Annotated in this window: 9 protein-coding genes and 1 pseudogene; 1 reads left to right on the top strand and 9 read right to left on the bottom strand. The window is 39.8% G+C overall.

The genetic code is table 11. The features are described 5' to 3' along the window. Nucleotides 1-132 precede the first annotated feature (132 nt). The gene (locus BM126_RS16240; RefSeq protein ID WP_256213148.1) at nt 133-2,115 is read left to right on the top strand and encodes a S9 family peptidase; all 1,983 of its coding nucleotides are present in this window, start codon (nt 133-135) and stop codon (nt 2,113-2,115) included. Between the two features lie 55 nt (nt 2,116-2,170). Here BM126_RS16240 and BM126_RS16235 read toward each other — a convergent pair. From BM126_RS16235 to BM126_RS16195, 9 genes and pseudogenes are all read right to left on the bottom strand, one after another. Continuing rightward, nucleotides 2,171-2,371: pseudogene (locus BM126_RS16235) on the bottom strand (YozQ family protein); the annotation flags it as partial. 1 nt (nt 2,372) lies between these two features. Further along, nucleotides 2,373-3,212 carry an MBL fold metallo-hydrolase gene (locus BM126_RS16230; RefSeq protein ID WP_256213147.1) on the bottom strand — a complete coding sequence of 280 codons (840 nt, stop codon included), beginning with the start codon at nt 3,210-3,212 and terminating at the stop codon, nt 2,373-2,375. 285 nt (nt 3,213-3,497) lie between these two features. Then, on the bottom strand, nt 3,498-4,478 hold the full coding sequence (locus BM126_RS16225) for an ABC transporter permease (RefSeq protein ID WP_090990483.1): 981 nt from the start codon (nt 4,476-4,478) through the stop codon (nt 3,498-3,500). Further along, entirely contained in the window at nt 4,471-5,388 is a 918-nt protein-coding gene (locus BM126_RS16220) for an ABC transporter ATP-binding protein (protein ID WP_090990482.1), read from the bottom strand. Before BM126_RS16220 ends, BM126_RS16225 begins: the two co-directional genes overlap by 8 nt. Next, a complete protein-coding gene (locus BM126_RS16215) occupies nt 5,385-6,176 on the bottom strand; it encodes an SGNH/GDSL hydrolase family protein (RefSeq protein WP_090990481.1) in 792 nt (263 codons plus the stop codon). The genes BM126_RS16220 and BM126_RS16215 overlap by 4 nt, the downstream gene beginning before the upstream one ends. Nucleotides 6,177-6,590: 414 nt before the next feature. Next, on the bottom strand, nt 6,591-8,084 hold the full coding sequence (locus BM126_RS16210; protein WP_090990480.1) for a DHA2 family efflux MFS transporter permease subunit: 1,494 nt from the start codon (nt 8,082-8,084) through the stop codon (nt 6,591-6,593). 829 nt (nt 8,085-8,913) lie between these two features. Next, a complete protein-coding gene (locus BM126_RS16205; protein ID WP_090990479.1) occupies nt 8,914-9,777 on the bottom strand; it encodes an aminoglycoside phosphotransferase family protein in 864 nt (287 codons plus the stop codon). A 98-nt stretch (nt 9,778-9,875) separates the two neighbouring features. Beyond that, nucleotides 9,876-10,328, bottom strand: coding sequence for an SRPBCC family protein (locus BM126_RS16200; protein ID WP_090990478.1), 453 nt, complete (start codon nt 10,326-10,328; stop codon nt 9,876-9,878). 1,415 nt (nt 10,329-11,743) lie between these two features. Next, nucleotides 11,744-12,562 (bottom strand): DUF2935 domain-containing protein, encoded by an 819-nt coding sequence (locus BM126_RS16195; RefSeq protein WP_090990477.1) that lies wholly within the window; start codon nt 12,560-12,562, stop codon nt 11,744-11,746. Between the last annotated feature and the right edge of the window lie 46 nt (nt 12,563-12,608).

Here is a 12,608-nt window from a genome sequence, read left to right as displayed (position 1 = left end):
TTATGGCTGGTTTTTTTTATGTTTATACAGTTGCATTTCCAGGTTGCATTCAGAAAAACCCGTATTAAAAAAGGTATTGATATTTCTGCTGTCGAAATAGTAACGATAAAAATTTATTAGGAGATGAAATGGATGAACAAAAAAGGCATTACAGCAGAAGATTTATATCAGTTAAAATCGGTAACAGATCCACAGCTTTCTCCTGATGGAAGTCTTATTGCCTATATACAGACAAGCATAGATGAAGAAACAGATAAATATCTTTCCAATCTGTTTGTTTATAGCCTTTTGTCTAGAAAAACAGTTCAATGGACTTTCGGTAATTTCAGGCACTCCGCTCCCCGGTGGTCTCCCGATGGACAAAGCCTTGCTTTTCTATCCAGCCGGACAGGCAAAAATCAGATTTATCTTATGAGTACTTATGGCGGTGAAGCAAAGCAGCTTACAGATTTCACATACGGTGCATCGACCCCGATATGGTCACCTGACTCTGCCCTTCTCCTTACTGGCTGCGGTTTAAAAACGGGAGAATCGCTTGAATCAGTACATGATAAAGAAAACAAGGAGAATCGAAGCGAAGGTTTAATCTATCATTCTATTAAATACAAGGCAGATGGAAAAGGCTATCTAAACCAGGTATTTCAGCAGCTAGTGATTGTGAATGTCCAAACAAAAGAATTTCAGCTTCTAACAGAAGGAAACAGGGATTATCATCCAAGCGGCTGGTCGCCTGATGGCTCAAAAGTAGTTTATCATACAGATGAAGCGGAAGACAGCGATTATCGCTATATTTCCGATGTGTTCATCATGGAAGCATCAACTAAGGAGAAGGAGAATTTAACAAACGGCAGAGGTGTTTTTTACGGCGCAAAATGGTCCCCTGATGGCCGATATCTTATTATGCAGGGACATGAAGCGGAGTATAAAGGAGCGACACTGGTCAAAATTTGGCTTTTTCATACAGAAGATCATTCTTTCTCCTGCCTGACCAATGGATGGGATGTAGAAGTTGGGGATGCGGCAATAGGCGATTTCCAGATAGGCGCCGCAGACCCTGGATTAATGTGGACCAAAGACAGTGCAGGCTTTTACTTCTTAATAAGCGATCATGGAAACACAGGTGTATATTATGGAACGATTGAAGGAGCCATGTATCCTTCAATCCTTGAATCTCAGCATGTTTACGGACTGTCCATCAACCCTGAATCACACCATGCAGCTGTGGCCATATCTCTTCCTGACCAGCCGGGAGATTTATTTACCTATAATCTTTCCACTGGTGAAAAAGAACAAATCACCTTCGTTAATGAGCCATTTCTGAAGGATCGCTTCCTTTCAAAAGCAGAACCTATCGTATTTCAATCAGCTGACGGCCTTGATATTCATGGATGGATGATGAAGCCGGTTAATTTTCAGGAAGGACAAAAATATCCGCTGATTCTTGAGATACATGGAGGACCGCATGCCATGTATGCAAATAGCTACTTTCATGAATTTCAGTCGCTGGTTTCTGAAGGTTATGCTGTACTTTTCACAAATCCGCGCGGAAGCCATGGATATGGGCAGGAATTCGTGAATGCAGTCCGCGGCGATTATGGCGGAATGGATTACGTGGACTTAATGGCTGCAGTGGATTATGCACTCTCAACATATGACTTTATAGACTCAAAGAGGCTTGGTGTGACTGGAGGCAGCTATGGAGGCTTCATGACAAACTGGATTGTCGGCCATACTGACCGTTTCAAAGCAGCTGTCACCCAGCGCTGTATATCCAATTGGCTGAGTTTCTATGGTGTGAGTGATATCGGCTATTACTTTACAGAATGGGAAGTTGGCGGAGATATTCTGGATGACCCGGAAAAATTGTGGCATCACTCGCCTCTTAAATATGCCAAACATGTAACCACTCCCCTGCTCTTGCTTCACGGTGAAAAGGATTTCCGATGCCCGATTGAGCAATCTGAGCAATTTTACGTTGCACTCAAAAGGCAAAAGAAAGAAGCTGTACTCGTATCGTTCCCTGATCAGACACATGAAGTATCCAGAAGCGGTGCTCCAAAAATGAAGCTGCAGCATGTACAGCAAATTCGTGACTGGTTCAAAAAATATCTCTAAAAACCAAAAAGGGCAGGAAAATTTTCTGCCCTTTTTTCACTTCTGAGAAACATTTTTATTGCTCTTTTCCTCTTTTGGCTTCCTGGTCAATGGTTCCTGCCATATAATCGTCGCTTACTTGTTCATGAGTTTCAGCAAGCCCGCTTGATAGCTGATCATCCTTTTTATAGTCTTCAACTTTAAAATGCTTGCCCGCAATTTCAGATGTGCTGTTTTGCTTTTTATTATCTTTTTCCATATTGATTCCCTCCTTATTATCAATCCACAAATTTTCCATAGTCAGGAACAGCAATGTTATCGAAATCTCTTGCCAGCCTGGCCAGGTTTTCCTCAAGCTCAGTGCCGATCATCGGCCTTCCATGTCCAGTCATAGCAGCAAAAGGTTTTAGCTGCTCTAATTTCAGCACAGAAGCTTTAGCTGCTGCCCAATCTGTTGTAAGGTAGCGGGGCGGACCGCTGATTTCTTTTTCCTGAGTGATCACCTTATACAGATTTTCCTGTTTAACTGTGACGAAAGCATCTCCAGCGATTAATGACCTGTCACTTTCGCGAAAAAGAGAAATATGTCCAGGTGAATGCCCAGGAGTCCAAATCCATTTCCATCCGGGCAATCCCGGTACACTTCCATCCTCAGGAAGCTGTAAAACATGATCATCCAGATCAATGCCCTCATTTGGAAACAGTCTCGACATTTTGGCAACCATCCCTCCTTCAACGGAGGAGTCTGGTTCCGGATAATCCATTTGCCCAGTTAAAAATGGAAGCTCCAATTTATGTGCATAAACAGGGGCATCCCAGTATTCAATTAAATCAACAATAGAACCGATATGGTCAAAGTGCCCGTGGGTAAGGATTATGGCAGCTGGAGGGTTGCCTTTTCCATATTGCTCTTCCGCTTCTTTAATAATTTTTTGACCAGAACCTGGCATCCCTGCATCCACGAGCACCCATTCTTGATTCTTGGCCGGTTTTCCAATAAAACAAATATTGACGATCTGAATATTAAAGCAATAAATATCTTCTGTTACAAATTTTCCATCGCCGCTTGTGACAGAAGTGACTGGCAGCTTCTTTCCGCTTAAATGATGATCATCCAAGATGAGGGCCCTCCCCAATTCATTTTTTGTTAGTATTGTTCTTTACGTAATTTTTATGTTTCTTCTCCTTTTTTTACCCTTTTTTAGGGTTTTGTACTCGGCAAATTTAAAACAGCTTCATATTTGCATATGAAGCTGTTTCGTTGAAACATTAAATTTTTGCTCTGTTAAATCTGAACTGCTGGGCCGTTCGCAAATCCCTCTAACAGCTTAAGGTATGATTTAAGGTGGCTCTGCCATTAATCTCCCATACACATTTTCCAAAAAGCAGTGTGCATGAACTAATTAATATACATCCTTTCGGGTAAAAACCGTAAAGGATACAATTAAAGCAATAGCCCACCATATCAAAAGCACTGCCATTGAGGACAATAAGGTCATCCCGTTAATAGGCGGGGAAACGCCATTTAAGTAATTCGTTAATTTCATATTGACCATAAATAAATATTTCGCAGACTGCCAAGATGAGACCATATTTGAAAGGATGGCGCCTGAGATGAGTGCGGCAAGCATAACTCCCATGCCGGCTGCCGTACTTCTGATGAGAACTGAAAGCATGAAGGAAAGTGTGCCAACAACAACAGCCACGAACCAGACAAGCCCCATATCCATCAGCAGGAATTTCCACTGGCTTATCAGGCGTACATGGCTGGTATCCAGATTTCCGGCTTTGACACTAAAACCTGTAATTACCGGTGCATTCCAGCCTGCATAACTGAACACGATCCCTGATAGCACGTATGCAAGCAGCGCCGCCATGGCCACTATAACAGAAGCAGAGAGCAATAAAGTAATATATTTGCTCAATAAAATCCTCCATCGTTTAACTGGCCTGGTAAGCAGCAATTTAATGGAACCAAGGCTGTGTTCAGAAGAAACCATATCACTCGCTATAATCATTACAAGCAGGGGAATAAACAAATCACTGGCATTTTCAATAAACATCCTGGTGAATGATACTGCCCCAGGCTCTGTTGGATTGATATCATGATCAAGATAATATTGTTCCTGTTTAAGACTAATCTGCAGCTGCTTTCTCCAGTCATCAGAAAGCCTGCTTGAGCTTAATCTGTTCTGGGTATCTACGATTTGCTGCTGCAGGGCTGTACGCCAATCTTTGGTTCCAAGTTTTTCCCGCTGTGATTCTGATTGCTTGTATTGGGCATAGGTAAATAATAAAACTAGCACACCGATGATGATTCCTATAATGACTAATCGTTTTCTGGCGAGCAGCTTCAGCATTTCGTTTTGGACAAGCTTATCCATGGCCAAGCCCTCCCCCTGCAGTCATTTCAAGGAAAAGATCCTCAAGAGAAGGCAGTTTGCGGTTCATCTCAATCACTCTAACTCCCTGCTGCAGCAATTTTTCATTCCAAAACGGGACTTCCTTTTCATGAAAAGGAGTAGAGAGATAGCCATCTTCTAAATCAGACACCTCTGTCAGCTGTTCTAAGACTTCTTTTCCTTTTTTAGGCGGAATGAGGCGCCAGTTCATTTTTTCCTGTGCATGAAGCAGGTTCCCTACAGTGTCTTCCTTAATTATTTCTCCTTGGGATATGATGGCAACCCTGTCGCAAAGCAGCTGAATTTCACTGAGCAGATGGCTAGAAACTAATACACTCAGTCCTTCCTTTTTCGCAAGGTCCCTGATAAACTGCCGCATTTCCCTGATTCCTGCTGGATCCAGTCCATTAGTAGGTTCATCCAAGATTAAGACCTTAGGAGAATTCAGCAAAGCCTGCGCAATCCCAAGCCTTTGCCGCATGCCTAATGAGTAGGTTTTGACCCTATCTTGAATTCTTTCCGTTAATTCAACAAGCTCTGTGACCTCCCGGATACGCTCTTCGCCTATACCGGGAAGCATTCTGGAAAAATGAAGCAAATTATCCCAGCCTGATAAGTAAGGATAAAGTTCAGGATTTTCTACGATACATCCCATTTGCTCCATGGCTTTCGTAAATTGTTTTTTTACATTATATCCGCAGATTTCTATGCTTCCTGAGGTAGGCTTTATCAATCCTACCAGCATCCTAATTGTTGTCGTCTTTCCAGCCCCGTTCGGGCCGAGAAAACCGAAAACCTCACCTTCCAATAATTGAAAGCTTACTCCTTTAATGATCTCACGCTTGCCGATTGTCTTTTTTAAGTTTTTTACTGAAAGTGTAATTCCGCTCATGGTTTATTCCCCTCCCACTTAATCATCGGGGCAATACGTTCTGCAATTAATTGATACCCAGCCTGATTTGGATGAAATTTATCACTATATAAATATTCATTAATAGAAAGCTGAAACAAATCAAAAACTGGAACAAAAACAACCTTGGAATATTCAGCGCAAAGCTCAGAAGCCTGGTAATTCCAATCTCTTACAATGGCACTGGTCAGCTTGCTGTCCTGAAGACCGATAAAAGGATTATACAAACCGATCACAAAAACCGTAACTTCCTTATTATCAGAACGAATCTCTGTCAGTATGGATTTCAGATTTTTTAGATACCCTTTTTGGATGGCAGTGATATTCTTTGGAGTCAGGTCAGACAGTGTCTTGCCTCCTTGAAACAGGTCATTTCCTCCTATGGTAATCATAATAGTATCTGTCCCGGCAAGCTGGCGCTTAACTTCTTTCTGTTTTACTTGTTTTGCCAGCTGGACAGAGGTTTGGCCATTGATGCCGAGATTATGGACAATGACGTTTGTCCTAAATTTCTTTTTCAGCTTATCTGTGACTAATCCAACGTAGCCCTTTCCGGAATCATCACCGGTTCCCCGTGTCAGGGAATCTCCCAGAGCCACTATGTCCATGCTTTTTTTATCGGTTGTCTGGACGCTTGCAGAGTTAATTGGTTTATCTAACGGTCCATTATTATGCTTGCCATAATAGTCCTTTATGGCCCACCCAAAGCAAACCAGGAACAAAACAGCTATACACGACGAAAGGATTGTCATGATCCGCACCTTATTCATGCTAATATTTGGTCACCCTCTCAATTTTTCACTTTATTCCATTAAAACATAATCTTTATTGAAATTAAAAAAAATGACTTCCCTTAATGTGCCGTAAATAGGCGTGGGCTTATGGTTTTTTCTTCACAGCGAATACACTCCTGTTTGCAATTGTTGCTCTCATCCTTCCCAGGATAGTAAACGGATCAATAGAAATGCATCAATAAGAGTGAACGGAAGTGTGCTGCCATGGAACATTTATGCCGCAAACTTTTCAAAAAGCTGGCGGGCAAAACAAGCTGCAAAAGCTTTGCGGACATGAAAAAGCCGTACTTTGATCTTGTCCCCTAATAAGTAGACATTTAAAAAGTACGGCTTTTTTGTATTTAGTTCAGCTAAGGCAACAGCAAATTGACGGAACTTACATCTATCTTGTTAACCTTTGCTGTAGATTTTCCGGCGGTTGGTAATGGTGTCTTCCTTCGGTTCTGTACGGCGGATAAAAAACGAAAGCGCAAAAGCTGCAACTGTCAGCCATGTAGCAATCATAAATGCATCATTTATACCCATGACAGCACCCTCTTTGGCTGCAAGTGCAAAATGGGCTTTATCTGCTGGCAGTATGTGCTGCCTGGTCACGATTTCAGTAACATGCTTTGTTCCCTGATTCGTCATAATAGACACAAAGAAAGCCATACCGACAGCGCCAGCAACCATTCTTAACGTGTTAACAAGAGCTGTGCCATATTTATTAAGAGTAAGGGCCAATTCATTTAACCCCGCTGTGAATATCGGCATCATTAATATCGACATTCCGAACATCCTTATCGTATAAATCGTTACAACGTAGGAAAAAGTGGTGGTCACTTCAAGCTGTGTGAGGGCATAAGTGGTAACGATCGTTATCGCTAAACCAGAAACGGCTAGCCATTTCGCACCGAATTTATCAAATAGCCTTCCAGTTATAGGTGACATGATTCCCATGACAATACCGCCCGGAAGCAGCATCAAGCCTGATTGCAGCGGCGAGAATCCCCGTACACTCTGCATATAAATCGGCATTAAAATCATACCTGAAAACATAGCCATCGTAACAATTACATTGATGATGGTTGTCAGAGTAAAAATGGGATAACGGAATATGCGGAATTCAAGGATAGGATGGTTTACCCTGAACTGTCTCCACACAAATAGGGCCAGACTTATAGCACCTGCGAGGAACATGGTAAGGACTTCTGGATCCGTCCAGCCTTTTGTCCCGCCTGTTGCAAAGGCGTAAAGCACACCGCCAAATCCTATGGTGGATAAAGCGACACCTAATCTGTCAAGCTTCGGCCTGCTCGTTACAGACACATTTTTTATAAAGAAAATCGCGACGATGAAATTAAGAAAAGCAAAAGGGAAAATAACGAAAAATAACACACGCCAAGAATAATTCTGAATGATCCATCCAGAAAGAGTGGGGCCGACAGCAGGAGCAAAGTTCATTGCCACACCGAAAATTCCCATAGCAAACCCCCTTCGTTCAGGAGGAAACAATGTAAAAATAACATTCGTTATGAGAGGAAATAAAATGCCGGCTCCTGCAGCCTGTACTACACGTCCGACTAGCAGTACAGAGAAATATGGAGCAATTCCGCACAGCAGCGTGCCTAAGGCAAAAAGCCCCATTGATGCGAGGTAAAGCTGTCTTGTTGTAAAACGTTCCATTAAATAAGCAGTGATTGGAATGACGATGCCATTAACAAGCATAAAAATAGTAGTCAGCCAATTTGCAGTAGCTGCCACTACATGAAAATGTGTCATTAGCTGCGGCAAGGCAATATTAATTAACGTTTGATTCAAAAACGCAATAACCGCACCAGCAAGCATAACAGCAAAAATAGGGGTTACACTATTTTTACTTCTTTCTTGTTCCTGAGTAATCATTGATGATATTTCTCCTCTATTTAAATTTATCACAACTTTTTTTCTGCTATCCGCATCTCTTAACACCTATGAAAGCACATCTATAAGCCTGCACCTTTGGTATACACATATTTTGAAGTGAAGATTTTATTATAAAAGAAAATACTGCAAAATCAAAGCTATGTGCTCAAGTCTCGACATGTTATTCCAAATAAAATTATTTTCATTCTGCCGCAGCCATACAATCATCAGCATCTGTTTCACTGCAGCAATTTCAAACAAGCAACTGCAGATATATAAACTATACTTCATAATTATTCAAATACAAGAGAAATTCACAAGATTTTTATGAATGTCATGCATTTTTATTATTTTCTATAGTAACGTCCATTTATTTACGCAGACAGAAAAAGCTCTTCAAGTATTATTAACCTTTTTTGAAATGGACATTAATGCGTAATTGGGTGAAATGAAAATTTGAAGAAGAAAAGAGTTACGAGGAAATTGTTAATGAAGTTTTGCAAAACATTTTATATCACAATTAATTAAATTTTCTATGAGACTTTTATTACTAATTAAATTTGCCCCCTATGGAACACCCATACTAGTAATTCAGAATTTAATCCCCCAAAAAAGATGATAGCCCCATTTGCCTTCTCCAGAACAAGAGATGGCCAGAAGCTCGTTGGATTGTTTTCTGGAAAAGACTGAACAGGTTGTCGAGTTCAGTCTTTATTTTTGCAGAGTTCCTCATGTTTTGGCAGCTCACCATCACTTTAAAACATTGCTTCATTCTTGAAACTATCAGTATAGATTTCGGTCGAAGAAGAATGCTGTGTACTCACCAGAATTAAAGGATAAATTTTTTTAAATTCGCTACATTTTCTTCTAAAAACAAAGCATTTTTCTTAATTCCGCGGCGTTTACACCATCCTATACTATTGAAAGCATCCATAAATCGATAAAAAGGCAATACATTTTCTAATTCAATCAATGGTCTGATACTGTTATAGCCATCCCGATAGGCGTTATATAAGGAGGGATCAAAACGCAGAAAATCACGGTATAGTTTGGTGAAATCCATTTCTGTTGAACCAAACCTTACACTCTCAAAATCTATAAGTCCTGAAACTCTATTATTATCAACAATTATGTTTGCCGGACGAAAGTCCATATGTACAAAGCTTGGTCCATCCGGAGCGGGAAGCTGATTTTTCATTTTCTCGAATTTTTCAATGGACTTTTGATATAAATGCGCATCCAAAACGAGACTTACATCCTCAGCAAAGCTATAAAATTGTTTTTCAATAAAATGAGACCAGTCTGCAAATTCATTTTGTATGCCATTTAACACTTTTTCTGAACTTGGACCGATAGTATGCATCTCAGCCTGAAGGACCCCTACCTGAAACGCTGCTAGCGGCGAAGCCTTTAATGACAGCGGTTTTCCTTTTAATTCAGATAATAAAAAAGCACCAGTACATTCTTCATCACCAGACCAATACCCCAGCATATCTGGAATGGCAATCCTTCCTTTCAAAATGTCATAGCCTTCTCTTTCCCGCTGGCATTTCAATTTTGTATATGGGATTTTCAAAAAAACAATTACACCATTAGACAAAGTACATTTATAGACTGTTGAACTATGGGAATCCTCAACTTCGCTAATCAATTGAATCTTCAGTCCAAATTCTTTGATAACACGATTCAGCATCAAACTTACCCTCACTCTATAATAAATCTATTTTGTTAATAAGAGAAATATTATAATACTCTTTGTTTTATCTTCAAGGCCTCTATCCTTTTCACTTTTCATGTGGCTTCCAGCATTCTTCTGTCCAACTGTTCAAGCACTAACGGCCATGCTTGTTTGTGCTGATCCCTGGATTCCTCGTCTGGGAATCCTGAATGTGTAAGATACAATTTCGTGCCGTTTCCGCATGGCTCAAGCTTAACAGCAACAACCGTCTCGGCTCCTTTTGTTCCCCCCGCTCCAGTGACCCATGTGATTTCAATAAGGCTGTTTTGCTCAAGCTTCAAAAACCTGCCGTAATGAGGGTAACGTTTATCTTCAAATTCAGTTTCAAAAAAGAAGGCTGTGTTGACTTCTCCCTCCATAATTACGCTCCCAGGCGCCGCAAACCAACGGTCAAATTGGTTTGTCCACGCATCGAAAAGGACATTTGGCTGTACATTCATTTTCCGCTCTACTGTGAGATTAAAAAGACTTGCTGAAAGATCCGGTATGTTGACGGGTTTCATCATTATCCCTCCACCTACATTTATTTTATATAGCAGACAAATATAAATTTATACAAAAGTTTAAAAAACCCTCTTTTCCCCCACCCTTTATCTAAGTATTTCTCAATCTAATTATCAATACATATTACATTTATGAATCTCTATACTGATTCCCAAAGGTACTAATATATTATGGGCTGCACCTTTTAAAAAAGAAAAGACACCCATTTATGAGTGCCGTACGCATTTATGTTATTGTAGTTCTTTAAATGAATCATTTCCAACATCTTTACCGTTTTCGTCTTTTAGCAGGTGCCAGTACATAATGTCCACACTTTCTGCAATTATTACGGAGTATTCAATTTTACCGCAAAAAAAAACATAAAGATGCCGGGCATCAACTGCATCCGTCTTTACTATCTAAGGCTTGTTTTCATCTTTTTCTAAAAAGGCTTGAGCCTCGCTTTCTCTTTTGGCTACAACCAGACCATCCACTAGGCTCAAAATCTCTCCTCTAGTGTACTCGCCAATAACCCCTATACCTTCCTGCAGTTCGATAGCTTCGTTTGTTACTCGAGATCATACGTCCCAACGAGCCTCAAACAACATTCTGCAAATGGGGGTGAACAGTTTAGTTCACGAGATCTTCCCCCCGCCCACTCGTACGTTAATCTTGCCTACTGAAGTAATAGGTTCCAAAAAAAAGAGCAAACAGTAATACTGGTTAACACTATAATACGAATACATACGTTAGTTTAAAACGATGTTAAATATTAGTAATGAAAAGAATTTTAATTTGATTTTCCGAATTATTATTAATACTTTGATTAATAAAAAGGGGTAAAAAAAGATTCTTTAGAATGGTTAGAATTTATTATGCCTTACACAGCCGGTGAACTGCTGGTTTTGATTGTTTTTAGAAAACCAGAAAAAAACAGTACCCTGGCAAATAGGCGCCATCTTGGGCTCGTTGGTTGCTTTTCTGTTTGCATTTTTATCATATCCCTTAAGATATCACAAGCGTAACTTCACCTAACGTACACGTTAGTGCAATTGTTACATTTCATTTTTCAGCAAAAAAAACACGATTTTTATAAAAATCATGGTTTATTGCTATTATATTTTCCTTGCATATACAATTATTTATCTTTTTTATAAAAGCGTTCACCTGTATCTGGATTATAATACAACCTTGTTTTTTTGCCTGTTACCGGGTCGATATTTACTTCCTCTACTTCTTACAATCAGACCAAATACAGGTCCTTTTACTTCTATAATTTTATAACCTTAAATTTTTTCTGTGGTAACCACTAACACATTAAACGCCTCCAGCTAACTTTCTTTGGTACTATTACCATTAAAACGAGCAAACTAAAAGGCGAACTGCTAATGAAGAAGATAATTGTGTAATCATCAACAAACTTGTCAATTCATCATCATTATTCTTGTAAGCGCGGTTTTGCAGGATTACAATCCGGCACATCTGCTTGGGTGGATTCAGCGAGCTTCATCAAATAATAGCATTCTTCTCTGAACATATGGTCAGCCATCAGCGCGGCAAAAGTTCCTAATGCCTCCTTGCTAAGCCTTAGTTCCTCTATTTCATTTAAAAAGTTCATAAACAGCTTCATTTCAAGTGAGACATCCTTATTAAACCGTTTAAGTGCCGGGAATGATGTGATATTTGTGCGGAGGAAGCCTGTCAATTCAACAGCTTTTAAATAAAAGGCCTCAAAAACTTTTGCAAAATCATCACTCATATTTTTAATGCGTTTTTCAACCCATTCCAAATTGTTTGAAATAGCCCCTGCATGTCCAGCTGCATCAAACAACCAAATTAAATGGTGATGCAACTCATGGAATATGGGTGGAACCTCACCTTTTTTCAAATACTTTAATACAAGTAAGTATTCTTCCAATTCATTTACCATATGGTTAAAAAAAACCGGACTAAGATGTATTGAAATCTTCCCTACAAGTTGATGCTCCATAATTTTAAGTTTGTATTCTCTCAACTTTATAGTTTCTTCTTCTGCTCTCACACTCAGCTCTACTAAATTGCCCCCTTCAACACAGCTTAGGAGTTGATCGAAGGTTTGGATAAAATAGTTCGCTGTATCAATCCATTCTTTTTCTTGCGGTACCAGTGAGTCATGTATAAAACGGGCGTGATCGCCTAATATTTGAAGCCAGAACCCATTTTCAAATTTAGCAGCTTTTTCAAAACCATTAGGCACATAATCTCCCCTCTCAGTCATACTATTTAAAACATATTCTTTCAAGCTAACATTTTATGCAACATTT

This window comes from Bacillus sp. OV322 (assembly GCF_900112495.1).
Taxonomy (GTDB): domain Bacteria; phylum Bacillota; class Bacilli; order Bacillales; family DSM-1321; genus Peribacillus.
Note: the sequence above shows the minus strand (reverse complement) of the source record. Positions and strands in the feature narration are given on the sequence as shown.

What these genes read in the sequence shown, in the direction of transcription:
- BM126_RS16240 (WP_256213148.1), top strand. Translation starts at nt 133, where the DNA reads ATGAACAAAAAAGGCATTACAGCAGAAGATTTATATCAGTTAAAATCG.
- BM126_RS16225 (WP_090990483.1), bottom strand. Translation starts at nt 4,478, where the DNA reads ATGGATAAGCTTGTCCAAAACGAAATGCTGAAGCTGCTCGCCAGAAAA.
- BM126_RS16220 (WP_090990482.1), bottom strand. Translation starts at nt 5,388, where the DNA reads ATGAGCGGAATTACACTTTCAGTAAAAAACTTAAAAAAGACAATCGGC.
- BM126_RS16215 (WP_090990481.1), bottom strand. Translation starts at nt 6,176, where the DNA reads ATGAATAAGGTGCGGATCATGACAATCCTTTCGTCGTGTATAGCTGTT.
- BM126_RS16210 (WP_090990480.1), bottom strand. Translation starts at nt 8,084, where the DNA reads ATGATTACTCAGGAACAAGAAAGAAGTAAAAATAGTGTAACCCCTATT.
- BM126_RS16205 (WP_090990479.1), bottom strand. Translation starts at nt 9,777, where the DNA reads ATGCTGAATCGTGTTATCAAAGAATTTGGACTGAAGATTCAATTGATT.
- BM126_RS16200 (WP_090990478.1), bottom strand. Translation starts at nt 10,328, where the DNA reads ATGATGAAACCCGTCAACATACCGGATCTTTCAGCAAGTCTTTTTAAT.
- BM126_RS16195 (WP_090990477.1), bottom strand. Translation starts at nt 12,562, where the DNA reads ATGACTGAGAGGGGAGATTATGTGCCTAATGGTTTTGAAAAAGCTGCT.